We start from the raw sequence: 22,580 nt of genomic DNA, 5'->3' as shown, positions 1-22,580 counted from the left end.
AGATAACAACTATAAGTCCCAACACATCCCGCGTGGAACGCAGGGCGTGCTGGGACTTCGTCCGTTTTACGGCCGGGCGCCATCCATTCCCCGCTGTTTCGTGATGCCAGTGTATCCGTGGATACGTTAGGTCTTACTCCTACCGCGAGCGGTTGCAGGATACTGTAGCCAGTCGAAGCTGGCACTATCGGCGGGGGCTTCCACCTGATCAGGGTGGTGGGCAGCTACCAGCACTAACATCCGCCGGCCATACAAGGGCCGTGGCAAGTACTGGAACTGGTTGCGCCCCCTATCTGGGGGTTGTTGTGGACCGGGCAGGATTCGAACCTGCAACCTCCGCTTTGCAAAAGCGGCGCTCTAGCCAGTTAGGAGCTAACAGCCCAGAAAAAAGCAGCCCGAACGTTTCGGTATCGACCCTTGCGGGGACTCTTTGGAACCTCGTTTACTAGGTTGCGAACTGCTTTTTTGCCCGTCTTGAAACGGGCGAAACGGCCGTCTGCCGAATCCTCGTGCAAAGCGAAGGGTTCGAACCTCCCCTCAGGGTAATTACTCCTGAGTCATTGAGCCAACTTCTACCGAGATGCCGCCTAGAACAGCCGAACGAGCAGTTATTTTCTCTGTGCTTTGCAGGTTTGTCCGTCTTTCCGGACTGTCAAGCGAGACGCCACCAGGGCCTTAGCAGGGTATCCTTGGAATTACAGGCCGTAGCCCAACCCTCGTTTTCCCGCCGTGCGCCTACACAAATGTAATAATGTTTTTAATATACAAACATTATTCCGAGAAAACACCTGCCACGGCCCGGCACAACGCCGCTGCTGGAAACGCGCCGACCATCCACCACCACGGCAGTCCCAGCAGCACCACGGCAGCCACAATCAGCCCCACACCGGCCCAGAAGCCCGCGCAGAAGTCACAGCGTCTGATACCCAGCGGCCGGTGCACCTCCCAGGCGCGCAGCCAGCCCCACTTCTCAAAGCAGAGCAGCAACGTGGCCGCCGACAGGGCTACCAGCACAGTCAGGGCAAGCAGTTCGCTCAGCATAGCACGTTGGCCGTAGAGAGCTCCAGCTGAATCCGGAAACCGGCGTAAGGATGCCGCAGCACATGCTCTGGTATCAGTTCTACTGAGAAGCCGCGAAACACCTCTTCGGGCGTCGTGAATACGCGCTGCACCAACACCCCGGCACCATTGAGCACGCGCAGCACGTCGCGCTGCAGTTCGGCTTCGAAGCGGTAGGCCTTCGTCTCATCAATTCGGGTCAGGTTGCCCCACACGATGTAATCGACGGTTTGCACCAGGGGCAGCGTACCCATCATCGGCTCCTGCGCTTCACTCACGCTGGCGGGGTCGCGGGGCAGAAAGAACGACTGCGCGGCCACGTTATCGTTGGGCAGCACGTCGCGGTACTCACTCTCGCCGGCGTACACTTTGGGCAGGGTAAGCGTCTTGCCATTGCGCTTCTCGCTGTGCCGGTAGGCTTTGCCATAGCTGACCTGTAGCCAGCCCAGCCGCTCTGCCAGCAGTAGCTGGAGCTTCTGAATCTCGCTATCCAGCCCGACCGGATTTGGCAGGGTAGGCGCGGTAGGGGTTTGGTAGTAGACCATCTTAGTTCGATGAAAGGCGGATGTACTGCCCACCATAACGCTGCTTGTAGCGCAGGTAGGCTTTGAGAACCGTGCGGTATTCGGCCCGGATATGTAGTTGACCGCCGCCCCACATCACCACGGTCATCGGATATACCCACTCTGGAAATTGCGGGGGCTCTACGGATGTCAGGACACCAGAAACCTGCTCCCACTCCCAGACGCCCGCACACGACTCAATCTGATCTGCCACACCGTGCCAGACGGATTGCGCTGAGAAGAGGGTACCATTGTTGAATTCCACAAAGGCGGGAGGATTGTCGGTCATAGTCCTAATGTTTTGCGGGCGGCTTGCCGTAAATCGTCTTTCACGTAATCCTGCCGGAACTCGTCCAGGGCTTGCTCACTCAGGCCCAGCACCTCGTCACCGTACTTTTCCAGCAGTTCCGGGGCTTTGGGGTCGGTGGCGACAAGCTCGAATTGGTTGCCGCCCAGCTTCGTCACGATGGAGGTATAGAAGTCGCCGCTGTCGCGCAAGGTAACACGGTCCGTAGGTTGCCCTTTCACCTGCTTGAGGGCAATGGTGAGGTCGGCATATTCAGGCGTAATGTCCTGCCCGGCGCTGTCCTTGCCCTGGCTGAGCTGCTCGGTGTTGGCGTCTTCGAGAAACGCCGTATTCTCGCGCACCGTTTCCTCTACCTGCGCTTTTAGCACGCGGTGCAGGCGAGCGAAGCCGCGGGACAACTCTTCCAGCCGGTCCATAGCTACAGCACCTTGATGTATTGTGTGTACCCATCATGCCCGGGCACATAAGGCAGAAACCCTAACCGCTTATACAGCCGCTGGGCGCCTTCGTTTTTGTCGTTCACCGAAAGGCCGGCAACCTGCTTGCCTTTGCCCTTAAGCAGCTCGCAGGCTCGTTCTATTAACTGACTGCCGAGCCCCTGATTGCGATGGCTCTCCTGCACCCATAGCGACATGATATAGCCGTCGGCGTCAACACGACAGATGGCTACAATCTGTAGCTGTTGATCGTCATAGGCGATAAGGGATACCGTCTTGTCGCCATCAACCTCCACTTCTACTGCATGTATTTGCATCGGGATACGCGTTAAAGTGCGCTGAATTTGACTGCTCCGGCTTTCGGCGCGCAGCCCAGACACTTGGAAGAAAGCCCGGTCAGGTCTACATCCAGCGCGGCCTGGGCCTGGCTGAGCTGCGTCAGAAAGCCGGCCTGCCCGCCCTGGCGGTTGTTGAGTTCCATCAGGGCCATACCTTTCACGTTGGCCTCAATGCCGTTGTCGCGGGTGCTGTTGGCCATCATTGTAAGCAGGTCCACGGCCACCTGCAGCCGCAATGCGGCACCGAAGGCGGGCAGCTGCGCACTGAGCAGCCCAGTCAGGTCACAGGAGGTTTCCAGGCGCAGGTTCAGGCCCCAGTTGGTATCGGACTGGTAGGAAAACAGGGTAGGGTAAAGCGGGTCGGTGGGGGCAGCCAGGTAGGCGAACGGCAACACCTGCACGTAGGGGCTCCACTGGTCGTACTGCACGTAGGCGTTGCCGCAGCACTGGCCCGGACGCTGCTGCAGGTTCTGATCGAGCCGGATAGCCTGCCCACTCATATCGGATTCATAATAGCCCAGATACCAAGTGCCGCCGGGCTTTCCGGAGAGGTCCAACAGCAGGTCACTCCATTCGAAATACACCCGGTCGAGGCGGGGCAGCTCGACCACCTGTACAGGCTCACTCAGATCGGAGCTATGGAACAGGTAGAGCTTGAAACCCGCTTCGGGCTCGGTGAACTGCGTGCCCACGGCCGTGATGCGAATGGCCACGTCGGGCTTATCGGCGCGGGGCCGCAAGGCTAAGCCGACGAAGCGGCCCTGCCGGATAATCTTATCCCGATAGGCGCCACTGGCCTGGGTAAGCGGCAACGACTTCAGGAGGCGCTTGCCGGAGCCGGCCAGTTGCTTGCGCTGGGTGAAGTCTTCCAGCACCTTCGTAGCGGCCGTGATGCGCACCGTGGCCAGATACTTGATGAAGTCCGCTTCGGCCATTTGAGGGGCCGACATGCGGATGTTGCGCAGTGTCAGCAGTGGGTGCACGTCCTGTACAGCCAAGGTGCCTTCTGCTGCTTTGAGCGCGTCAGGCAGATTGGCCGGCTCATCGGGGGCACCGGCATAGGCCGGGCGGTAGCCGATGGTAGTGGCCAGCAGCGCGGCGAGGGTGAGGGTGTTGAACATGGGAGGGAGGGAAATAAAAAACGCCCATCCCGACCGGGACGGGCGTTTTCTTGAAAAATCAGTCAGACTAGGCAGCCGTCTTCTGTTCCACCTTGATGATGGGAAAGAAGCGGCCGGCCACGTCAGAATTGTAGGCTTTGATGAAGAACACGTCAATGCTCCACTCAAAAGACTCTACCGACGTGCGGGTGAGGCCCTGCAGATTCTGGGCGGCCAGCAGTGCCGACTGATCCGAGCAATCCGCACGGTAGTACAGGCCCATGGTGCCGATGCCGGGCACGTCCTGCTTAGTCCACTCGCGCACGGGGTTTTCGCTGCCGCCGTGCTGCACACCCGTTTCGCAGTCAGGGTCGATGCGGGTTACGATACCCACGGCGTTGTTGCCCACCAGGTACATGGCGGCCCGGTTGCCAGGGCCGGCTACTACCCGGTTCGACTCGAAGAAGCTGCCCACGCTGGCCAGCACGTAGGACAGGTCGCCAGCGTCAGTAGTGCCCGCACCCAGCACGGTGCGGATGTCGCCCATGGCCATCGGGTTCGTTACCACGTCGGGGTTGCCGGTCAGGTCCATCGTGCTCAGGATGGAGCGGATCTGGTTGTAGAACTCAATGCGCTCTTCCTTGTCGCCGGGCACCTGCAGCGCGTCGTTGGCCTCGGGGTAATACTGCAGAATCTCCGTGGGGAAATACTGGTTCTTGTTGTCGTCGAGGTGGTCAACAGCCCAGGTATCGAGCAGTTCCAGCGCAGCCAGACGACGCGCTTCGAACATGCGGAAGAAATAATCCGCTTCGCTGATGCTGTTGTTTTTGAACTGCGAGCGGATCATCGGAAAACCGAAGGTCATCGTGACGGCCGTGAACTCCACGAGTTTCGTGGTCAGGCCGCCGACCTGCACGTTGCAGGTGCGCACATTGCCGATGGTGGGGTTGATCCAGTCGATGACTGGCACCTGCACCGTATTGCCGAAGCTTTGCTCCAGCGCGGTTTTCAGCGCATTATCGACAATGCCGGTGGGCGAAGCGGTCTGCTTCTTGTAGAGGTTCAGGGCGCCGTAGTTGGAGCCGCGCAGTTCCAGCGAATCCAGACCGCCGGGCTGACGGCGGTACTGGGTACGGGTGGCCTGTTTGAGGGTTTGAACGATGGACATCGTAAGGCAGAAAATAAGGTGAAAATGAAAACAGGGCCTGCCAGGTCGTCCCGTAACCAGATAGCAGAAAGCGTAAGCGGTAAGCGTCACTATCGGGGCCGGCCGGCGTCCCGTATCGGCCGGCCCCGGGCAAGCGGATTAGCGCAGGGGTAGACCCGTGCTGAACTTGTCGAAGGCATCATCAAACTCTTTTGAGCCGTCTTTCAGGCCCAGCTCCTTAAGATGAACGATGAGCTGACTCTGGGTTTTGACCGTGCCCGGAATAGACGTAGGAATGGTGCCGGGGCGGGGGGCGGGGCCGGGGTTGCCGTTAGGGTTAGCCCCGCCGCCGGCGCCCTGGTGGCCGGTGTCTACCACGTCCTTCAGCATGTCGGCCAGGATGTAGGCGGCATCGGCGGGCTGGTCCTTATCGTTGAGCACCGTTTTCCCGTCGCGGATGTACACCACCGTGGTAGTGCCGTCGGCGTTCTGCTGCTGCTTGGCCATGTTGATGATGGCCGTAGTGGCGTTGTCTACCAGCACCTTTACCACCGATTCTTTTACCGTCGGATCGAACTTGATACCGCGCACGCCGTCGCGGATGTCGAGCTTCACATCTTTCTGAAACAGGGCGGTGTCCTTTTCAGTAAGCTGCTCCTGGTACTTGGCTTCCTTGCCTTGCAGCACCTCCAGCTGGGCCTTCAGTGTAGCGTCGCCGGTGCCGTCGGCAATCTTTTGTTCCAGGTCGGCAATCTTCTGCTGCAATGGCGTCGCCGCCTCTTTCAGACTGCCGAGCACCCGTTTGTTGTACTCGTAGGTCTTCTCCGTCGGATTGCGCTGGATGCCGGTGGTGTCGAAAATATCCCGGTCCAGACCGTCGTAGATTTCCTTGGTTTTGGTGCCGATAAACTGGGTTTCCTCGTCGGCGGTGCGCACGACATAGCTGGCCGATTTAACCGCACCTACCAGATGCTCGCGCAGGGCGGGGTTGGCGGTAACGGCGGCGGTCAGCTCTTCGGGGGTAAAGGTGTTGTCGGTGATGGCCATACTTCAGTCTCGTAGAAGTGGTGATGGGTGGGAAATGATTACTTGTGTGTTGCCTCCTTGTAGGTGTGCAATGCAGCCTTCAGGTATTCCAGCAGCTTCTCGCCGCGCTTCTTCTCAATCTCATCCAGCTGATCCGAGAACAGGAACACGCGCACGCCCAGCGTGCCCAGTTCCTCTACCAGATTCATCTGGAGCTGCGTTTCTTCCGGTAGCTCACCAGCTTCTGCCGGGGCGGCCGCCTCAATCCAGATCGGCGGCTGGGTGTGGCCCGAAAGCACGCCTACCACCACCGACTGCGTCAGATTGACGCTGACCATCTCTTCCGGCGTCAGCTTCCAGACACTGATGCACTGGCCGTCCTTGCGAAGAATGGGCAACGACCGGCACTCTTCTTCGGTCATATTGGCCGGCTTTTGCAGGACGGCGTTTTGCTCGGGAAATTCTACTGGATAAGCCATGCGAGTGGGAGTAATGGCGTGAAAAATGGCAGTGTGCGGGCGGGGCGGGAAGGAAGGGCCGGCTCCGAAAGGTCCCACCCGCGTGGAACCGGCCCAGGATGCTTATTCAGCGTCCATTCCCAATAAATCCAGCTTATCCAAACGATCTTCCTCAGCTTCTACCAAGGCTTTGAGTTCAGCGAAGCTCTTATCGGTCGGCGCATCTACCATAAACGCCTGTTCATAGCGAGCCTTAGCTTCTACCATGCTGCGGATCGTCTTGCGGGCAGGGAAGTTGTCGTCCTCCTCGTCCTCATCACCTTCTGACTCTTCCAGCTTGGCCTGAATCAGTTCAATCAGCGCCCCGTACGACACGGCCGGGGCTTTGTGGCCGTACAACTCCTGGTAGCGCAGCTGGGCATCCTGCAGGGTGGGCAGGCCTTCTGATGGCTCCCAGGGCTTGTTGCCGGTGACAGCGGGTTGGGTAGCGGCGCGGCGCGGGTCGTGCAGCAGCTCTACCTTATCGTAGCTCTGGGTATTGAAATAGCCGCTCTTATCCATGCGGGTGAACTGCACCGGGGCGAACTTCTTATCGGTAGTTTCCTCGGTGTATTGCTTCAGGATCGGGTCGTTGACCTTCTTGGTGAGGCGCACATGCACATAGGCGGCTTCGTGGGCCGGGAAGCTGTAGTCGCTGTTCACGTTGCCAGTGGCCTGGGCAATGTCCTCGCCGCTAAGCTGCTGGGACTGGAGCGTTTTCAGGTCGAGCTTCTGGGGCGGGGCGGTTTTGGCCGTCGCCGTTTTGGGGGCTGTCTGGGACATAAGACAAAAGGATTTGAGTAATGAGGGCAATCTTGATGTGGTAAGGCTGAAGCGAAGCGAAGCGGACCACATCCAGCTGCTCCGATTCGAAACGGGTGAGGTAGCGGCCGAAATCGACTTTAAGCCGCAACAGGCTGTTATCGAATAATTCGAGTGCGGTACTAGTCCCGCCCGCGAACGAAGCCAACAGATTCAGAATCTGCTCGACCGAGTATTCCGGATAAGGCTCCAGGTCGGAAAGAATCCGCATCCGGTCCAGCATCACGGGGTTGTTGCGGTGCTGAGTCTGGTAGCGGAAGTCGCGGGCCTGGCTGAGCTCGTAGACGGGCCGGCCGGCTTTGCGGGCTTCCTCTTCCTCTTTGGCCAGTTGCTCCGGCGTTTTGAGGTAAAACCGCTCGCCGTAGCTGACGAAGGTGCCCCGGTAGAGACTACCGTAGCGCAGGCGGCCTTTGGTGGTCAGCTCCCAGGCGCGGGCCTCTTCGAGCGGCTTTTTGAACTCGACCAGCACATCCTGCTTGATTTCAAAGCCGGACTGTACCTGCTTCTGGTTCTTGGCCTGCTCGTTTTCCGGCTCGCCACCACCACCCAGCACGGCACGCAGCAGATCCTGCCGGCGCTGCTGCTGAATCTCGCGGAAGTGCTCCAGCACGGGCACTTCCGGGTTCACCCGGCCAATCGGGTCCCGCGTGTCGGGCATGTCCTTGGAAGGGGCCGGCACGGTCACGTAGGTACCGGGGCCGATCTTGGGCCGCTTGGCACAGGCCGGGCAGGGCTTCTCGCTGTAGTTGGGCCGCTGCTCGCCGCTGCTCAGCGTCTCGTAGCTTTTGATGTAGGTAATGATGCCGCTCTGGCACTGCTCACCTTCTGCGCCCTGAAAGGTGCACTGTTCCTCGAAGCCCCAGGTGATGGGGAAGGTGCCGTGCAGGCGGGCATACTCGATAGCGGCATCCCAGAACACGTACCGGTCCAGGCCGGCCAGCACCCCGGTCAGGGGCGCGAGGCGGGGCAGGTCGGTGGCCTTGTCCAGTGGGCGGTTCCACAGCAACCGGGCAGGACAGTAGCCCAGAATGTGCGGGTTGTTGAGTTCCTCGCTCCACTGCTGGGTGCCTTCCGGCCGGCGCCAGATCATGTAGGCGGCATCATCGTACACCGCGACCCGCTCGATGCGCACGTCGCCTTCGCGGCCATCGGGCAGCGAGAACATCACGTACTCGCAGCTGCCGTCTTCGCGCAGGGCCACGTCCCAGACCTGCTCCAGCTCAATCAACAGGGAGTAGGGTTCGGGGCGCGGCGTGCGCTGCTCGCTGGCCATGTCGATAACCAGCAGCGAGTGCGGCCGGCGGCCCACGGCCTGGAACGCGGGACCCTGCCAGAAGGCCGCCTCGCGCTGGGCGGTGCGGTACTGCTCGAAGTCGGTTTCCAGTTCAGCCGTGGCCAGCTCGCACTGAATCAGGCCGTCCTGCGCCTCGAACACGCGCTGCAGGCCGGTGAAGATGTCCTCTACTACGTCCGTAGTGGGCAGCGGCGCGGGCACGCACTGTTCCCAGCGGATAGCCTCATCCAGCGGCATCATGCTGCGTGCCCATTCCCGCAGATACAGCCAGCCGGCGGGCCGGCGGCTAGTATCGATGTGGGGCACGGCATGTAGCTGCAGCCGCTGCTCGTGACGCAGACACGCGCTGATCGCCTCGCCGTTAGCGGGGTTTTCGAGTAGCTGCTGTACGTTTTCGGGGCCTAGGATCATCTGCCGGAGGCGGCGTGGAATCAGTGGAAGGTTCGGCGGCTACGGGTGCTGCAGGCGGCTCTATGGGCAGCCAGTCGGGCTTACCCTGGCTGGCTTCGAGTGCCTGCAGGCGGGCCGCGTGGCTGGGCGAGAAATCTCTTTCCTCGCCCAGCGACTCAGAGCGCAGCCGGATAACTTCCGGCTGCTCTGAGGTGCTGCGGCCGGCCATTAGGGAGCCGGGTAGAGGTTGACCAGGTCGAACTCGGCCTGCGTTACCGTCAGGCCTTTGTCCCACTTGCCATCGAGCGAGAATCCGAAGGCATTCTTGTTCAGGGCGCGAAAGCCTTCCGAGCCAACGGAGCCGATGTAGAAGTTGGAGAAGGGGATGCCGGCCGCGCCCACCGAGATGATGCGGTTATCGGCCGTGATGCCCCACTGCTCCATCGGGTCTTCACCGAGTTCGGCGCGGGCCTCTTCCTCAATCAGCTCCAGCTGGGCTTTGACGTCGCCGGGCAGACCGACGAACTCGCCGGTCGGCTTGACGGCGTTGTAGCCGGCCAGGTAGCCTTTGCCGTTGATGCTGCCGTTGGTGTTCTCTTCCAGGAATTGCGCCTCAGAAGGCGGAATCACGAAGTTGACGAACAGCGGCGAGAGGATAATCTTGTCGTTGCCTTCGGCCGTGATAGCCGAATTCCAGGCGGCCTGGGTCTTCATGGCCGCTTCCGTGGCAAAGGCAGGTGCAGTGACGCCTAAGCGGCGGCGGAAGGCCAGACGAACGATCTGACCGAAGTGAACCGCGCACAGCACTTTGCTGATGTCGGTGAGCTCGGTGGGGCGGGTGCAGTTAACAGCCATGACCAGAAGGTGGTGCTAAAGTGAATAATGGTTGTAAAATACAAACATTATTTCCGAAACTGCAAGCAGGGGGGCATCTATGCTTATTTCGGAGTCATCATTTTGTAGCTTGCCTGATATAAACCAACTTAACTCGCAATGTCAGATCCCATAACTGCTTCAACTATTCTTCTCGGTGCTGGGGGCGGCGTCGTAGTCCCATTTGTAAATAAAGTAGTCGGGCCCGCTGCCGAGGAACTAGGCCTATTGCTGAGTGAAGGGCTGCGCAAGTTTCGCCTGAAGAAGCAGTTGGCGCTTTTCAAAGAAGCACATCAAATGCTGGCGGATGCTGGGGTAGACGCGAAGCAGGTGAGTCTGAAGTTGCTTGTGCCGCTTCTGGAAAATGCCAGCTTGGAAGATAGCCCGGTGCTTAGCACCAAGTGGGCGGCGTTGCTGGCAAATGCAGCGAATTCCAATGTATCCAAGGAACCGCACCCCAGCTTTGTTGACACACTGCGGCAACTAACGCCTTCACAGGCTAAAATCCTTGATCTGATTTTCGAGGGTCATAGCGAGCAACGTGTTCAGAGTTCAGCAAATCCAGCCAGTGGGTATTATAGGAAGGATATGCTCTTCCTGAAAAATGAAAGTGGATTATCGATGTCCGAACTAGCTTTTGATATAGCGAATCTATTGCGTTTGGATACGTGCAAAGACTATATGGGTATGTTGGAAAACAATCTCATTGAGATAGCCCATGCTAGCTTTCCAGGGAAAAACACGATCAATACCGAAGACTTCGTAATTCAACAATATAAAATCGTTGGCTCTGTATACGGCTTAGAGTTCGTTCGTGCATGCACAGCACCAGTAGCTAGTTCACCCGGCGCATAACTCCTTTCTTCGTTATAGGCCGCAACTCGACATCACTCGCAGGAAAAGAAAATTCCGGTTACGTTGACCAGACCATATCTGTCATTACTTGATGAAGAATTTAGTTAGACTCCTAATAGGCGTTGTTGTCTTCGCATTATTGCTCGGTGTGTATACCGCTAAAGATCCAAACGCAGCACAGTCGGACCCGACTGAGTCAGACGCTGCTTCAGTCGGGCCTGAAGCAAGTATGGCCGTTATTATTGCGCAAGACAAAGTGAAAGAACAGTTAAAGTCCCCGTCTACTGCTGATTTTGAAATGTTCAATGGTGAGGCTACTGATAAAGGCAATGGCTTATTCGTAGTGAGAGACCATGTGGACTCACAAAATGGCTTTGGTGCCACAATACGGTCAGAATACAGTGTGGAATTACAGTTCAACGGAGGTGATCAAGCTGATCCGAGTAGCTGGACAGTAAATAGTATTGTAATACAGTAGGCGACCAACACTTACAAGTAAGACAAGTTAATTCACCCGGCGCATAAAGCCTTTCCGAGCAACTGGTTGCAGCTCGAACCACTCACGCATCATAAACGTGTCACCAAAGTCCGGCGAGCGGCCCAGCAGGATCTTCTGCTCTTCCTTGGTGTTGATCTGCTTCTTGCCTTCTGCATCGGCCTTGGCGCGCTTGATGGCTTTCAGGTCCTGCTTGATGACGTCGCGCACGTCTACTACCTGGCTGCCCACCTTCAACTTCGTGGTGCGCTGACCATCAATCAGGCAGCTATCCGTAGTGACCTCAATGCGCACCTCGCCGCGGTTGGTACGGGCCGCGCTACGGTAGTAGCACTGGGTCTTTAGGTTCTTGTAAAACTCCTTGGTGCCCGTCTCCGGATCGGGCAGGGGAGGTGCGCCGCCACTAAAGCCACTGTAGCCACCCAGTGCCACGGCGCCACCGCCTACGCCGTCCTGATCGACGAGCACATCCGACTGGGCCACATTATAGCGCTGACGCAGCGGCTCAACGGCATCGACGATGTCGCGCGAGCCGGTTTTGCTGATGACCGTGATGGCAACGACCGTCCAGCCCTGCCAGACTTTGATTACGCACTTATCCTGGCCGAAGCCGGCGGCATCAACTGTGATGCAGCGCCGCGGCTGGGCTTCCACGACGGGGTAGTTGGTAAACAGGTCATTCAGGCGGGTCGGCTCGTACAGCGCCAGCCCGTCTACTTTCACCTTCCAGTTGCCTTCCAGCAGCTGCGCCTTCGTTTCCTCATCCTGGGCCATCAGGCCAGCTAGATACTCCGGGTTAACGGCCAGCAGCTTCTTGTTTTCGTAGATGCTGCCCGGAATGAAGGTGAGGCTTTTGGGGCTCGTGCTGGCCAGTTCGCCCTGAAACAGGTGCGGGGCCTGCGCTATGACCTCGTCGGGCGTATTGCCCCAGACCATCGTTTCCCCGTCGCGGGTGAAGTAGCGCAGCACGCCGGCCCGCTCCGGAATCGGGAAGCCATCCTCGCCAATCCACCAATCAATCAGCTCCGCCACCCAACTATCGGGGTCGGGGTTGCAGCTGGCCCGCACGTAGGGCCGCACGCCACACATGCTCCGGTTACGGGTGAGCATGTACCAGAACTGCTTTTTGGTGAAGTGGGTGAGCTCGTCGAAGACCACCAGCGGAATCTGCGTGCCCTGCCAGTCGAACATGTTCTTCTCGTGCTGCATGTGGGCAAACGAGACGCGGGCGTTGCTGGGAAACTTCCACTCCATGTCGCCCTGCTTGGCGCCGACGAGCGGATACAGGTCCTTACTGGTATCCCACAGGCCGCCTTCGTTGGTAATCTGGGCGTAGGTGCGGCGGAAGATGACAGCCCCGAAACCAGGGTTGAAGCGGTGGCGCGTGGCCTCCATCAGCAGCGCGTAGGTCTTACCACCGCCAGCGCCACCGCCGATAATGGCAATGTCAGCGGGCGTGCTCAGGGCGGCCATCTGGAAACCGGGCTGCGGCGTGATGATTTTCGCTTCTGCAATAGAGGCCATTAGTGGTGGGTTTTCACGTAGTTTTGTACCAGTATTTCCTCTGCTATCCGCTTATCAAACCCTCACGATGGATACGCTCATCTTCCTAGCGTTTGTAGGCCTTCTGATTCTGTTTCTTGTTTTTATAGGCTTGCAGCGGCTATTGAAAAGGTGGTTTCCCAAAACAGTTACTCGGAACGTCGTTGCAACCGTGGGCACGTTGGTAACTGCGCCTATCCTCTACACAGTAATGATAACCCTGTGGTTTGTTTGGGCTTCTTATTACCCAAAGCGTGACTTTGACAGGGAACGGTGGCGGTCATCTATTGAAACCAGATATGAGATGTCCGATGACATCATTGAAAGCAAAATGCTAATCGGGAAGTCCAAGGCAGAGGTCAGGCAGTTGCTGGAAGTCAAGCCAGAAAAGCGGGAGTGGCCTGATTTCAATGCTGACACGTCCGACTATTGGAGATACTACTTAGGCTTCAAGCCAAGTGTCTTGGGACCCATGGATCCTGACGCGCTGGATATCTATTTTGAAGATGGTCGAGTAGTTAGAGTTGGGCAGCATAGAACCTAGAATCAATCCCGTCCATTGTCGGGCATCATGATGTTGGAACCGGGCAGGTCGTTGCCGTTGGTGGTGTGGTCTACTTTGACCGGCGCGAAGGCCCCGTGCACCTTGAGCATGGTGTTGACGGCATCCTTGGCATCGTGCAGCTCCACGGCTGTCCCGTACTTGGTCGGCGTTACTTTCTTGATCATGTGGCCGGCCTGGAGCTTGTGCACCTTCACCATATCCAGCCTTACCACCTCGCGCTTGGCTTTGGGTCCTGGCACTTCGCGCATAGCATCCGGATTCTTCTCCAGTTCCAGCAGCAGCCGTTCGTGGTCAATCAGCCGCTTCAGGTGCAGCGCCTGCTGCTTGTTGCGGTAGGATTTCTGCTCCTTTTTATCGGTGAAGAGGATTTCGGTGCGGATAGCCAGTTCCTGCTCAAACAGGATCATCTCGTAGTTTTCTGCCACTATCTCGCGTAGCGGCTTCTGGATGCGCGTGGTATACTCTTCCTCTTCAAGCGTCATCACGTCATCGATGCTGACGCGGCCCCACTCCGACATGCGGACCGTGGATTCCTCTACCGTCATGCCGAGCCGTACCGCTTCCTGCTGGATAGCCGCTACGATACGCTCGTCCTTGAGCAGGTTCAGGCCGTTCTGCTTGGCTCCGGCTGGTGCACCTCCGGCGGCCCGGTAAGCAGGTGCGGCCTTCCACAACCGTGCGTAGTGGTGCGCAAATCCTTCCTGCAGCTTGGTGAGCTTCTTTTCGGAAGCAGGTGCTGGCACCTCTGGTTGTGCGTCTGGCTGTCCCGTGGCCATAGCGAAAAGTGAAAACGGTAATAGAAAGTAATGCCGGTAATGTTTGCAAATTACAAACATTACCGGCATTAAAATCATTTCTTAGGCGGCCTGCTCGTAGGGCATCATATCGGCCTTGGCTTCGTTGCAGGGTGCGCACAGGCACTGCAGGTTCTCTTTATGCCAGCCGCCGCCTTTGCTCAGGGGAATGATGTGGTCGAGCGTGAGCGGGTAGCGGGCGCCGCAGTAGACGCAGCGGTTGCCGGCGTTGGCGAAGACTTCCTGTTTGAGCCGGAAGCGTTCGGCCGGGTCCTCGTGCAGCTTCGGAGTGCTGGTGTGAAACAGGGGGCGGGGGCGGCAGCCGGCGTAGTGCTGCTTTTTACGCCGCCGACGGGCCGCTTTCTGGCCTTTGGTGGGCGGCTTGGGGGCCCGCTCACCTTTAACGGCTTCGAGGCGGGAAGTGTGGCCGGCTTTGAAGTAGGATACGTCACCGGTTTCCGGATCGACGTCGCGGGCGAGGATGCGCATCTTTTTCATGAGTCAATGCGCTTGAACTCTACCACCCACACCCAGGGATTGGCCTGCCAGGAGCTGGGGCCATTGATGGATTCCCAGAGGGTGCGGTAAACACTGGCGCCAACTTGCTGCCGTTCGGCTGCATCTTCTGTAAAGAGCAAAGAGAACTCCCGCACCTCGCATCCTTCAGCCCGAACATCTTTTAAACTGATATCCTGCAACCGCTCTACTCGCACCGACACGATTTCCAACAGGATACGGCTGGCCACGCGGGGCATGTGAATGCTGGGCTTCCACGGTCCGCCAATTCCATCACTTACAGGTGTATGCTCTCCATAATCCGCCCTGTATATCCAGCCTGAGCCATACTTGTGATGCGTTTCCCGCACCCACAGCCGCTCACCGGGCTGGCCATAGGGGCATTTTATCACGTCACCTAAAGTGCCGCCAGCGGTTAAGCCTTGCACTTCGCGGCTGTTATCGAATGGCCGGTAATAGACCTGAAAGCTACCTCCAGGCTTAGCCTTCACTATCCGGCGCGTCTGGGTCTTCGTGCCAGCCAGCAGGGCGCGCACCATCGGGCCGCTGAATAGAATCGGACGTTCTTTGATAGGTATGTTCATGCTGCTTTTGTGAATTGAGTGAGTGACTGTTTCCATTCGTGAAATTCTTTCCGGACCTGCTCCAGACTGCGGCCCTCACAGGCGAAGCCCCCAGCGGCCCGGACTGCTGCCAGGAACTCGCGCTGCTCATCACTGAGCACATCTTTGCCGGTTTTGATTTCGACTGCCACGATATGCCCGGTAGTCCGGTAGAAGCCCAGCGTATCGGGCAGGCCCGTCTTCGCGCTGCCGCGGCGGAAGCATTCCAGCTTCGGGTCGTAGACAGGGGCATTGTTGTGGCGCCAGATCAGGCAGCCTTCCAGCGTGAGCAGCTGCACGACGGCCTGCGTGAAGCTGTTGGTACCGGTAGAAGTCTTTTTCCGGGGCTTGGCGGGCTTCGGGGCTGCTGGGTCGGGTAACGGGCCGGTAGGTGGGGCCCGCGTGGCAGGGCGGGTATCGGAGATGATGCGAGCCTGCAGGTGGGGAGGGAGGATGAACTTAGCCATCGGCTTTGGGCTGCTCGTTGCACCAACACGTTTTGCAAGTGGGCAGGCCCTGCGCCTTTGGGCACGGCTTGCGGCTGGCCAGCGCGGAGGCATCATGCACCGGCGCCGGTACCGGCCGCAGCTTCTGGGCAGCCATGTCGATGGCCATCAGCAGCGCGTTATCATCCAGAAACTTGCCCTTGTCCATCGCATCGTCGAGAACCTGCAATGCCTCCTCTACTGATGCTTCCGTGTAGGGCTGTGTCCGCTCGGCTTCCAACTTTTTCACTGCTGCACTCCAGCGGTGCGTTTCATCTATCAGACGCTGATTGTCTGATTGCAGGCGCCGTACCTCAACTGCCAATTGACAGATGGTTACACTGGCTTCGGTAATGGTGTCAGAGCCAAAGTATTGAAGTAACTCATCCAACCGGTCTGGGGTAAGTGGAATCCGATTGAGGCGAGACTGCAGTTCGGCGTCTATCAAATCAGTCATTGCCGACTGATCCTCCCACTGTTTGCGCAACGAGGTGAGGGAGCCTACCTGCATCCGTTGCAACTGAGGGGTAATAATTTCAGGATTGTATCCCATGGTCTTTAAGCGGTTTCGGGCGGGGTGCCCAGTTCGTTGGTTAGGATCTGCTCCAGCGCGGCGGCCGTCACCACATCGGCCCGCACGACGACGCGCTGGCCCTGCGAGAGGAAGAGTTGCCGGCCGCCGGTGCTTGTGGCCAGGTAGAGCTTCTGACCCAGCACCGGGGCGGCCCGGCGCCAGGTGAAGCCGGTACCCCCGTGGGCGTTGAAGCCGAAGCGGGTCAGGATGGTCAGCAGGGAAGGGTGTAGGTCGGTGCTCATGGCAGAAAATTGAGTTTGGAAGGCAGGCGGATGGTGGTGGTTTCGCCCTGTGGCCGGTGCCCTAGCTCGCGGCGGGCGGCTTCCAAGTCGAGTAGCTCCACCCGGGCGGCATAGAGTCGGAACTGGTGACGGTAGCGGCGCAGCTGCCGTTCGGTGAGCAGCGGTAGGCGCCGGCGCAGCTGGTCGAGACTCATGGCTATTGCCGGCGGCTTTCTCCGAGCACCGGAATGATGTTGCAGAGCTCATGCAGCCGGTCCACGGCCCGGTCGCCGTAGAGCTCTTCCCAGCTGGCCATGTCGCGCGGCGTGTTCTGCGTGCGGTACAGCGGGTTGTTGCTGCTCAGGTGCGTAGCCCAGCGCGGAAGCAGGCCCTGCTGGTAGCGGTCGTAGCGTTCGAGCAGCACCCTAGCCATCGGGTTTTCCTGGTTGCCGTAGTCCTTCACCTTGGTTTCCTCCGTGCACACGTCGTCGATGCACAGCGCCCGGCCGCCTTTGCCGCAAAACACGTCCTGCTGGGTCCGGCCCTCGTCGCCGGCCCGGAAGGACAGCTCCACTTTCTTGGCCGTCACCATCCCGTAGGGGCGGGCCTGATTTTGCTGGAACGCGCGCAGCAGCATGGTTTTGCCGGTGCCTTTGGGGCCCAGCAGCGCTATGCCTTTGTGCAGGCTCGGATGCTCAATGCCCAGCTGCGTGGCCAGTTCCACAAACTTGTCTTCGCGGCCGGCGAAATACCACACCAGCAAATTGAAGACGGGTTCCGTATCGGGCGTGAGCGAGAAAGCGCGGGGAGGGGTCATCTGGCTGAGTAGAAAGGTGCCCCGGCGCCAGGCGGCTTCGGCAATCTGCAGGCCGGTGGCAGGGGTCGGGACAGTTTGTTTGCGGTAGGCGTCTTCCTGCTCGCGCAGGGCCCGGACGTAGCGGGTATTCAGCTCGCCCCACACCCGCTGCTGGGTGTCGAACAGGGCCTGATCCGTTTCGGCCGGGGTAAGCGGCACGTCCGTTTCCTGAACCGGGCAGAAGGGCGGCTCCAGATCGGCAAACCGTTCCCGCAGCACGTACACCCAGGAGTTGGTGGCCTCGTCATGCTGCAGGTCGCAGTGCAGCTGCTGCCAGGCGCTGAACTCGCGTTTGAGTACGCCCCACTTGCGCAGGCGGGCCAGACGCAGGCCATATTCGGTCTGCTCGGGCGTCAGGTCGATCTGGTCAGGCAGCGGCGGCGGGGCGGCGACCAGTGTAGGAATCCCGGTCAAGGGTAGTGGCGCGGCCTGCGGACGCAGCTGGGCCACCGCTGTGGCGATGTTGAGCGCTTGCATATTTGGGATTTTGACGGGCGGCGGCCAGGGCCTCTACCCAGTTCGTTTTCAGCCAGCCGGCGTCGGCGTTCTGGAACTGCTCGGCTTCCTTGCCGATGAAGCTGTCCCAGTCGTGGCGACGCTCGCCGGTCAACTCTTTGTAGGCCCGGTAGGCCGTGAACTGCTGCTGCAGCACTTCTCCCTGCCCGCCCTGGAAGAGCGTGCGGCAGAAGCGGGTCAGTGCCATGCGGGGTTGCTGCTGGTACTCGGCCAGCCCCCAGTAGGCAATCATCTGGGCCGCGACCCGGCGCATGGGTTCGGCCCATTCCGGCTCCGGCTGAAATTCAACCAGTGTCGCTACATCGGCCCCGCCCCCCCTGGTGTGCGAAGCCGACGCGTCAGGGCCTTCAGCGGGTAACTTTTCGGCTGCTACTTCCCCCTCATTTTTTTTTGAGAGCACACACCCTTCGGCTGCGGGGGTAGGGTGTGTAGGTGTAGTGTTATGTATTGTATTGTACTGTATTGTATTGTGTGGGATTTCTGTCACAGAAACCCCCGTTTCTGTGACAGGCTGTGGCAGCTTGTCGCCGGAACCCCGGTTTCTGCTGCGGTTACGCTTCTCGAAGTGCATCTCCAGCCACTTATTCAGTTCGGGGCAGGTGAGCATGTTGGCCTCATCAATGAGGAAGTAGCCGACCCTTTGGCCAATCTGTAACAGGCTGTCGATTTCTGTGACAGAAACTCCGAAGTCGCCGGCAAGCAGTTCCAGTTCGAAAGCATCGACTGAGAGCGTGGTGTAGTCGGCATCGGTCAGGGCTTCCAGCACCATGTGAAAGATGCCGTAGCCCGCCGCACCCGTGGCCGTGCGGATGGCTTTCACGCGCCGGTCGTTGCGCAATCCACCCATGTGGGTGAACCATTCCGCGTTGAGTTTAGGGGGCCTGGCCATTATGCTGCGGATTTCATGAAATCGAGCAGGTTCATGCGGTATCCATCAGGGTACACAACATCCTGCGGAATATCTGCTGTAGGCTCTTCACCTGTCCACTTTTGTGGCCATGTATTGTTGGCAATCAGCTCCCGGATTCGGGCTTCCTCATCTGGATTGAGAATATCTACGCGCGGCCGGCCTGTGGCTTCCGCTACTTGATTTACCTCGGCTTGTATACCGAGAACCTTATCCAGAGCTGCCAGCCGCGCTTCCATCGTAAGCGGCCCCATACGCTGCTGATTTTTCGTCAGGCTGCCATCCTTGCGCTTCTCCCCACCGGGTTGCCGCAACCGTTGCGAGGGTAGGCGTAGCCACCGATACATCGGCTTGAGACGCAACAGAGGAGACAGGTAAGCCCACTGGGGGCGCTTGGTCAGGTTCTCCAAGGCCATGTCCTTACTGGCCAGCGGGCAACCCATGCACCCGGTGCGGGCGTTCTTCTCTTCCGCTTCGTCACCACCGTAGGCTTCAGCTACCATCTTGGTGCTCCAGTCGCCGTATTCGACCCGCGGCGCCCAGTTGCGCAGCCACTCCCAGATATGGCAGACCCGCCAATGCAGCAGCGGGGCCAGCGTATCACAGAGCGACGTCGGCAGCGTTTCCTGATACCAGCCCTGCCCACATTCAGCGCCATCCTTGCCGCAGCTCATCACGATGCGCTGGTCCCGCATGGCCGATTCGCCTTGCCGCACACCGGTCAGCATTAGCACCTTTTCACCTTTCTCGGCAAAGAGCCGGCGCAGCTCTGCTTCCATCGGCTCAATCTTAATCTGGGCTGTGCACCAGCGGAGCGTACCGTTATTGGGCGGCGGCACGCCTCGTCCCAGCAGGTAGACGAAATAGCGCTGGTCCATTTCGGCCATCACGACTCGCACATCAATGCCCAGCTCGCGCAGGTCATCCATGATATCATGGGCGGCGGCCATTAGCGGGACCATTTCCAGGCGCGTGTCGGCAAACAGGACGGTCAGGGTTTCGGGCCGCTGAATCTTGCCGGATGTGATAAGCCAGACGACGAGGGTAACCAGCGCCGTGCTATCCTTTCCTCCGCTCCAAGCAATAGCCCAGTGCTTATGGGTTGGGCCGTAGGCTTGAAGGCTGCGGATAGTCAATTCAATAGACTCATCCATCTGCAGACGGCGGCTTCCTTCGAAGAGATTGGATTGTTGCGCTTTCATTAGGCAGCCTCTTTTCTAGGCGTCTCCGCGTCCAACAGATCAAACAGGCTGGGTACTGAGGCCTTGTATTCGGCCTCGCGGCAGTACACCTGACCCGCCTGCCAGTACTCCTGTTTCAGTTCAATGCCGTAGCCGCGGCGGCCCAGCGTAACGGCCCGGTAGGGCACGGTCATCAGCCCGCCGAACGGGTCCAGTACCAGGTCGTTGGGATTGCTCCAGCGCTGGATTACCCGGTCCACGATGTCGAAGGGCAGCGGGCAGATATGGTTCTGGGCATTGCGCTTAAACTGCTCGCCATTGAGCGTGCGCATGTACACCACGTCCGACCACACCATATCCGAGTAGGATTGCGGCGGAAGCATCATGTAGGAGCTCGACAGGCGGCCCGCCTCGTCCAGCTGCTCGCTTAGGCGTACATGCTCCGAGAAGTCATAGACGTTGTGCAGGTTGCGCTGCTTGAACCACTTGCCGATGACATCCAACCCCTTGTTGCGGATATCCTGGGGCGAAAGCAGCCGGTCGCCGGAAGAGCGCCAGAACGCGTGCGCATCCAGCTGCCAGCGACCCCGGCTGTATTCTTCCTTGGATTTTACGACCGGCTCATCGGCGTAAGCATTCGACAGATCGGTGGGCAGCTTGCGGAACAATAGCACGTATTCGGGCATGCCGTAGCTCATCTTCGAGCCGTCCTTGCACTGCTCGCTCCAGCCCAGCCGGTAGGTCTGGTTGTTTTCCCGCACTACATCGGTCAGAATGGTATTGCGGCCCATAAACAGGAAGCCGCCTTTCTCAAAGGCATCCGACGTCTGGTCCGAAAACCGCTCCACGGTCATAAACCCGTTGCCGGTAACGCTGCCGTAGCGGATGCGGTCCTTGACATGAATTGCAGCGACGCGGCCCGGCTTGAGCACGCGCAGCAGTTCGGGCACGAGGTAGGCGAACTGCTCAAAGAAGCGCTCGTTGCTTTCGTTGTGGCCGAAATCGTTGTAGGAGGCGCTGTACTCGTAGTGATTGCCGAACGGGATGCTGGTGTGAATCAAATCCACCGAGTTATCGGCCATCGTGGCCAGCTCGGCCACGCAGTCGTTGTGCACGCAGGTGTAGCGCTTGCCGGCCGCCACCTCGCGCTGCACGCCCATGCTGCGCGTCAGCCGGGCCTTGGCGGCCTGATGCGACAGGCCGTAGGTTTTGATGATGCCGCTCATGGTTTCCATCAGCTCGTTGTGGCGCTGCCACTTGGCTTCCAGTTCCTTGCGGATCGGCTCCTCGGCTACCGTGTACAGAATATGCACCTGCACCGGGTGCTGCTGCTGAAAGCGGTGGGTGCGGTGCACGGCCTGAATAAAGTCTTCGAAGCGGTAGTCAATACCCAGAAACAGGTTCAGATGGCAGTGCCGCTGGAAGTTGCAGCCGGAGCCGGCTATTTCCGGCTTGGTAGCCAGGTACTGGTATTCGCCGTGGCTGAAGCCGACAATCAGCTGTTCCCGAAGCTCGAGGTTTTGCGAACCGTAGACTGAATGGAAGCCGCCGGTCGCTTCTGCGAACGTGGTTTCCAGTGCCCGCCGCTCATCCTCCAGGTGATGCCAGATCAGCCAATGATCCTGGTAGCCTTCCGGCGTTAGAATAATTTGCAGCGCCTTATCGACCCGGGCGACAATGCTGCGCTTTTTCTCGCGGGCCGCCGCGGGCAAATTGCCGCCGGTGGAAGCAAACACTTCCGACTGCCCGCTGCGCTTATCCACGCGCACATCGGCCTCGCCTTCAGTAATCAGGTGCCAGTGCACCTCCAGCTCAGGCAGGTCGTAGCCTGCGTCGGAGTAGCCCAGATCAGACGGCTTGGTCAGAAACAGCGCCCAGCTGCTGACCCACAGCCAGAAGTCGGCTTCGTGCTGAGGGTGAATCGTCAGGTTGCCGGCCTTCTGCGCGTCGCGCTTAAACCAGCGCGTCAGCGCCTGCCCCGAATCCATCACGCCCAGGAACTCGGCGTAGTGAATCAGTTCCTTGTATTTGTTGGGCGCCGGCGTGGCCGTACACACAAAGCGGAACGGCACGGACTTGAGCAGGCTCGTAAACTGCTGATACGTGTCCGTGCCGATGCTGCGCAGCACCGAGCCTTCGTCGAGAGTGACGGCCGTCAGCGAAGCCAGAAATTTCGGCGAAAAATGCCCGTCGCGCACCCGCTCGTAGTTGGTAATCAGGTACGGGGTCTGGCTGGCCAGCGCCTCACCATCGTTGCGCACGTACTGAATCTGTACCCCCAGGCGCGGGCCATCCTCTTCCGTGAACTGGTGCTTGACGCCCAGCGGGCACACAATCAGTACATAGCCACCCTGCTGGGTGCGGATGGCTTTCAGCAGCTCAATCTGGGTGTGGGTCTTGCCCAGCCCGAAGCTCGAGCCAATCAGGGCACTGCCTTTCTTCAGGGCCCATACAATGGTATCAATCTGGTGCGGCAAGCTGGACGGGTGCAGCGTGGCAACGTCCACATCAAAGCCGGCGTCGGGCGCGAGCTTGATTTTTGAGCCTAAAAACTCGGTGTAGTTCTCCATGGGTAGGATATGAAAAGGCCCGGCGCTGTCACCAGCAGCCGGGCCGG

At 59.1% G+C, this 22,580-nt stretch carries 28 protein-coding genes and 1 tRNA gene; 3 read left to right on the top strand and 26 right to left on the bottom strand.

Annotated elements, in window-relative coordinates; all coding sequences use genetic code 11:
• Positions 1-306 precede the first annotated feature (306 nt).
• From H4317_RS11160 to H4317_RS11095, 14 genes are all read right to left on the bottom strand, one after another.
• Positions 307-382 (bottom strand) — tRNA-Ala (locus H4317_RS11160).
• Between the two features lie 389 nt (positions 383-771).
• Positions 772-1,041 carry a hypothetical protein gene (locus H4317_RS11155; RefSeq protein ID WP_185886680.1) on the bottom strand — a complete coding sequence of 90 codons (270 nt, stop codon included), beginning with the start codon at positions 1,039-1,041 and terminating at the stop codon, positions 772-774.
• Positions 1,035-1,604, bottom strand: coding sequence for a hypothetical protein (locus H4317_RS11150; protein ID WP_185886679.1), 570 nt, complete (start codon positions 1,602-1,604; stop codon positions 1,035-1,037). Before H4317_RS11150 ends, H4317_RS11155 begins: the two co-directional genes overlap by 7 nt.
• A 1-nt stretch (position 1,605) precedes the next feature.
• Positions 1,606-1,911, bottom strand: a complete 306-nt coding sequence (locus tag H4317_RS11145) for a hypothetical protein (protein WP_185886678.1) — start codon at positions 1,909-1,911, stop codon at positions 1,606-1,608.
• Entirely contained in the window at positions 1,908-2,345 is a 438-nt protein-coding gene (locus H4317_RS11140; RefSeq protein ID WP_185886677.1) for a hypothetical protein, read from the bottom strand. Before H4317_RS11140 ends, H4317_RS11145 begins: the two co-directional genes overlap by 4 nt.
• A gap of 2 nt (positions 2,346-2,347) precedes the next feature.
• The gene (locus H4317_RS11135; protein ID WP_185886676.1) at positions 2,348-2,683 is read right to left on the bottom strand and encodes a GNAT family N-acetyltransferase; all 336 of its coding nucleotides are present in this window, start codon (positions 2,681-2,683) and stop codon (positions 2,348-2,350) included.
• Between the two features lie 11 nt (positions 2,684-2,694).
• Positions 2,695-3,825, bottom strand: a complete 1,131-nt coding sequence (locus H4317_RS11130) for a hypothetical protein (RefSeq protein ID WP_185886675.1) — start codon at positions 3,823-3,825, stop codon at positions 2,695-2,697.
• A gap of 67 nt (positions 3,826-3,892) precedes the next feature.
• Positions 3,893-4,972, bottom strand: a complete 1,080-nt coding sequence (locus H4317_RS11125) for a hypothetical protein (RefSeq protein WP_185886674.1) — start codon at positions 4,970-4,972, stop codon at positions 3,893-3,895.
• Between the two features lie 138 nt (positions 4,973-5,110).
• Complete coding sequence (locus H4317_RS11120) at positions 5,111-5,998, bottom strand: hypothetical protein (RefSeq protein ID WP_185886673.1); 888 nt, start codon at positions 5,996-5,998, stop codon at positions 5,111-5,113.
• 38 nt (positions 5,999-6,036) lie between these two features.
• Positions 6,037-6,456, bottom strand: coding sequence for a hypothetical protein (locus tag H4317_RS11115; RefSeq protein ID WP_185886672.1), 420 nt, complete (start codon positions 6,454-6,456; stop codon positions 6,037-6,039).
• Positions 6,457-6,558: 102 nt separating this feature from the next.
• A complete protein-coding gene (locus tag H4317_RS11110; protein ID WP_185886671.1) occupies positions 6,559-7,257 on the bottom strand; it encodes a hypothetical protein in 699 nt (232 codons plus the stop codon).
• The gene (locus tag H4317_RS11105) at positions 7,169-9,001 is read right to left on the bottom strand and encodes a hypothetical protein (protein ID WP_185886670.1); all 1,833 of its coding nucleotides are present in this window, start codon (positions 8,999-9,001) and stop codon (positions 7,169-7,171) included. Before H4317_RS11105 ends, H4317_RS11110 begins: the two co-directional genes overlap by 89 nt.
• Positions 8,952-9,209 carry a hypothetical protein gene (locus H4317_RS11100; protein WP_185886669.1) on the bottom strand — a complete coding sequence of 86 codons (258 nt, stop codon included), beginning with the start codon at positions 9,207-9,209 and terminating at the stop codon, positions 8,952-8,954. The genes H4317_RS11105 and H4317_RS11100 overlap by 50 nt, the downstream gene beginning before the upstream one ends.
• The gene (locus H4317_RS11095) at positions 9,209-9,835 is read right to left on the bottom strand and encodes a hypothetical protein (RefSeq protein ID WP_185886668.1); all 627 of its coding nucleotides are present in this window, start codon (positions 9,833-9,835) and stop codon (positions 9,209-9,211) included. The genes H4317_RS11100 and H4317_RS11095 overlap by 1 nt, the downstream gene beginning before the upstream one ends.
• 138 nt (positions 9,836-9,973) lie before the next feature.
• Here H4317_RS11095 and H4317_RS11090 point away from each other — a divergent pair, with 138 nt between their 5' ends.
• Positions 9,974-10,708 carry an Abi-alpha family protein gene (locus H4317_RS11090; protein ID WP_185886666.1) on the top strand — a complete coding sequence of 245 codons (735 nt, stop codon included), beginning with the start codon at positions 9,974-9,976 and terminating at the stop codon, positions 10,706-10,708.
• Between the two features lie 91 nt (positions 10,709-10,799).
• Positions 10,800-11,186, top strand: a complete 387-nt coding sequence (locus H4317_RS11085) for a hypothetical protein (RefSeq protein WP_185886662.1) — start codon at positions 10,800-10,802, stop codon at positions 11,184-11,186.
• 27 nt (positions 11,187-11,213) lie between these two features.
• On the opposite strand, the gene H4317_RS11080 is transcribed toward H4317_RS11085, so the two are convergent.
• Positions 11,214-12,728: a terminase large subunit domain-containing protein gene (locus H4317_RS11080; protein WP_185886659.1), complete on the bottom strand. Its 1,515-nt coding sequence runs from the start codon at positions 12,726-12,728 to the stop codon at positions 11,214-11,216.
• 67 nt (positions 12,729-12,795) lie between these two features.
• On the opposite strand from H4317_RS11080, the gene H4317_RS11075 reads away from it, so the two are divergent.
• Positions 12,796-13,290, top strand: a complete 495-nt coding sequence (locus tag H4317_RS11075; protein WP_185886656.1) for a hypothetical protein — start codon at positions 12,796-12,798, stop codon at positions 13,288-13,290.
• A gap of 2 nt (positions 13,291-13,292) precedes the next feature.
• Here the strand turns inward: H4317_RS11075 and H4317_RS11070 are convergent, their stop codons facing one another.
• The 11 genes from H4317_RS11070 to H4317_RS11020 all read right to left on the bottom strand — a co-directional run bounded on the left by H4317_RS11070 (position 13,293) and on the right by H4317_RS11020 (position 22,533).
• Positions 13,293-14,087, bottom strand: coding sequence for a hypothetical protein (locus tag H4317_RS11070; RefSeq protein ID WP_185886654.1), 795 nt, complete (start codon positions 14,085-14,087; stop codon positions 13,293-13,295).
• An 81-nt stretch (positions 14,088-14,168) separates the two neighbouring features.
• Positions 14,169-14,603, bottom strand: a complete 435-nt coding sequence (locus H4317_RS11065) for an HNH endonuclease (protein WP_185886651.1) — start codon at positions 14,601-14,603, stop codon at positions 14,169-14,171.
• Positions 14,600-15,205, bottom strand: a complete 606-nt coding sequence (locus H4317_RS11060; RefSeq protein WP_221899153.1) for a hypothetical protein — start codon at positions 15,203-15,205, stop codon at positions 14,600-14,602. The genes H4317_RS11065 and H4317_RS11060 overlap by 4 nt, the downstream gene beginning before the upstream one ends.
• On the bottom strand, positions 15,202-15,690 hold the full coding sequence (locus H4317_RS11055; protein WP_185886649.1) for a VRR-NUC domain-containing protein: 489 nt from the start codon (positions 15,688-15,690) through the stop codon (positions 15,202-15,204). Before H4317_RS11055 ends, H4317_RS11060 begins: the two co-directional genes overlap by 4 nt.
• Positions 15,683-16,261, bottom strand: coding sequence for a hypothetical protein (locus H4317_RS11050; protein ID WP_185886647.1), 579 nt, complete (start codon positions 16,259-16,261; stop codon positions 15,683-15,685). The genes H4317_RS11055 and H4317_RS11050 overlap by 8 nt, the downstream gene beginning before the upstream one ends.
• A 5-nt stretch (positions 16,262-16,266) precedes the next feature.
• Positions 16,267-16,524 carry a hypothetical protein gene (locus H4317_RS11045; RefSeq protein ID WP_185886644.1) on the bottom strand — a complete coding sequence of 86 codons (258 nt, stop codon included), beginning with the start codon at positions 16,522-16,524 and terminating at the stop codon, positions 16,267-16,269.
• Positions 16,521-16,718, bottom strand: a complete 198-nt coding sequence (locus tag H4317_RS11040) for a hypothetical protein (protein WP_185886642.1) — start codon at positions 16,716-16,718, stop codon at positions 16,521-16,523. Before H4317_RS11040 ends, H4317_RS11045 begins: the two co-directional genes overlap by 4 nt.
• 2 nt (positions 16,719-16,720) lie before the next feature.
• Positions 16,721-17,836 (bottom strand): P-loop NTPase family protein, encoded by a 1,116-nt coding sequence (locus tag H4317_RS11035; RefSeq protein ID WP_185886639.1) that lies wholly within the window; start codon positions 17,834-17,836, stop codon positions 16,721-16,723.
• Positions 17,727-18,764 (bottom strand): Lin1244/Lin1753 domain-containing protein, encoded by a 1,038-nt coding sequence (locus H4317_RS11030; protein ID WP_185886637.1) that lies wholly within the window; start codon positions 18,762-18,764, stop codon positions 17,727-17,729. Before H4317_RS11030 ends, H4317_RS11035 begins: the two co-directional genes overlap by 110 nt.
• The gene (locus H4317_RS11025) at positions 18,764-19,984 is read right to left on the bottom strand and encodes a phosphoadenosine phosphosulfate reductase domain-containing protein (protein ID WP_185886634.1); all 1,221 of its coding nucleotides are present in this window, start codon (positions 19,982-19,984) and stop codon (positions 18,764-18,766) included. Before H4317_RS11025 ends, H4317_RS11030 begins: the two co-directional genes overlap by 1 nt.
• Entirely contained in the window at positions 19,984-22,533 is a 2,550-nt protein-coding gene (locus H4317_RS11020) for a DNA methyltransferase (RefSeq protein ID WP_185886633.1), read from the bottom strand. The genes H4317_RS11025 and H4317_RS11020 overlap by 1 nt, the downstream gene beginning before the upstream one ends.
• Between the last annotated feature and the right edge of the window lie 47 nt (positions 22,534-22,580).

It is taken from the genome of Hymenobacter sediminicola (assembly GCF_014250515.1).
GTDB classification, from domain to species: Bacteria; Bacteroidota; Bacteroidia; order Cytophagales; family Hymenobacteraceae; genus Hymenobacter; species Hymenobacter sediminicola.
This window is presented reverse-complemented; position numbering and strand designations above follow the sequence as displayed.

Coding starts and splice junctions, on each gene's coding strand:
- H4317_RS11090 (WP_185886666.1), top strand. CDS start 9,974: ATGTCAGATCCCATAACTGCTTCAACTATTCTTCTCGGTGCTGGGGGC.
- H4317_RS11025 (WP_185886634.1), bottom strand. CDS start 19,984: ATGAAAGCGCAACAATCCAATCTCTTCGAAGGAAGCCGCCGTCTGCAG.
- H4317_RS11065 (WP_185886651.1), bottom strand. CDS start 14,603: ATGAAAAAGATGCGCATCCTCGCCCGCGACGTCGATCCGGAAACCGGT.
- H4317_RS11150 (WP_185886679.1), bottom strand. CDS start 1,604: ATGGTCTACTACCAAACCCCTACCGCGCCTACCCTGCCAAATCCGGTC.
- H4317_RS11055 (WP_185886649.1), bottom strand. CDS start 15,690: ATGGCTAAGTTCATCCTCCCTCCCCACCTGCAGGCTCGCATCATCTCC.
- H4317_RS11100 (WP_185886669.1), bottom strand. CDS start 9,209: ATGGCCGGCCGCAGCACCTCAGAGCAGCCGGAAGTTATCCGGCTGCGC.
- H4317_RS11040 (WP_185886642.1), bottom strand. CDS start 16,718: ATGAGTCTCGACCAGCTGCGCCGGCGCCTACCGCTGCTCACCGAACGG.
- H4317_RS11145 (WP_185886678.1), bottom strand. CDS start 1,911: ATGACCGACAATCCTCCCGCCTTTGTGGAATTCAACAATGGTACCCTC.
- H4317_RS11060 (WP_221899153.1), bottom strand. CDS start 15,205: ATGAACATACCTATCAAAGAACGTCCGATTCTATTCAGCGGCCCGATG.
- H4317_RS11030 (WP_185886637.1), bottom strand. CDS start 18,764: ATGGCCAGGCCCCCTAAACTCAACGCGGAATGGTTCACCCACATGGGT.
- H4317_RS11130 (WP_185886675.1), bottom strand. CDS start 3,825: ATGTTCAACACCCTCACCCTCGCCGCGCTGCTGGCCACTACCATCGGC.
- H4317_RS11140 (WP_185886677.1), bottom strand. CDS start 2,345: ATGGACCGGCTGGAAGAGTTGTCCCGCGGCTTCGCTCGCCTGCACCGC.
- H4317_RS11155 (WP_185886680.1), bottom strand. CDS start 1,041: ATGCTGAGCGAACTGCTTGCCCTGACTGTGCTGGTAGCCCTGTCGGCG.
- H4317_RS11125 (WP_185886674.1), bottom strand. CDS start 4,972: ATGTCCATCGTTCAAACCCTCAAACAGGCCACCCGTACCCAGTACCGC.
- H4317_RS11045 (WP_185886644.1), bottom strand. CDS start 16,524: ATGAGCACCGACCTACACCCTTCCCTGCTGACCATCCTGACCCGCTTC.
- H4317_RS11070 (WP_185886654.1), bottom strand. CDS start 14,087: ATGGCCACGGGACAGCCAGACGCACAACCAGAGGTGCCAGCACCTGCT.
- H4317_RS11035 (WP_185886639.1), bottom strand. CDS start 17,836: ATGCAAGCGCTCAACATCGCCACAGCGGTGGCCCAGCTGCGTCCGCAG.
- H4317_RS11120 (WP_185886673.1), bottom strand. CDS start 5,998: ATGGCCATCACCGACAACACCTTTACCCCCGAAGAGCTGACCGCCGCC.
- H4317_RS11085 (WP_185886662.1), top strand. CDS start 10,800: ATGAAGAATTTAGTTAGACTCCTAATAGGCGTTGTTGTCTTCGCATTA.
- H4317_RS11135 (WP_185886676.1), bottom strand. CDS start 2,683: ATGCAAATACATGCAGTAGAAGTGGAGGTTGATGGCGACAAGACGGTA.
- H4317_RS11105 (WP_185886670.1), bottom strand. CDS start 9,001: ATGATCCTAGGCCCCGAAAACGTACAGCAGCTACTCGAAAACCCCGCT.
- H4317_RS11075 (WP_185886656.1), top strand. CDS start 12,796: ATGGATACGCTCATCTTCCTAGCGTTTGTAGGCCTTCTGATTCTGTTT.
- H4317_RS11110 (WP_185886671.1), bottom strand. CDS start 7,257: ATGTCCCAGACAGCCCCCAAAACGGCGACGGCCAAAACCGCCCCGCCC.
- H4317_RS11020 (WP_185886633.1), bottom strand. CDS start 22,533: ATGGAGAACTACACCGAGTTTTTAGGCTCAAAAATCAAGCTCGCGCCC.
- H4317_RS11095 (WP_185886668.1), bottom strand. CDS start 9,835: ATGGCTGTTAACTGCACCCGCCCCACCGAGCTCACCGACATCAGCAAA.
- H4317_RS11115 (WP_185886672.1), bottom strand. CDS start 6,456: ATGGCTTATCCAGTAGAATTTCCCGAGCAAAACGCCGTCCTGCAAAAG.
- H4317_RS11080 (WP_185886659.1), bottom strand. CDS start 12,728: ATGGCCTCTATTGCAGAAGCGAAAATCATCACGCCGCAGCCCGGTTTC.
- H4317_RS11050 (WP_185886647.1), bottom strand. CDS start 16,261: ATGGGATACAATCCTGAAATTATTACCCCTCAGTTGCAACGGATGCAG.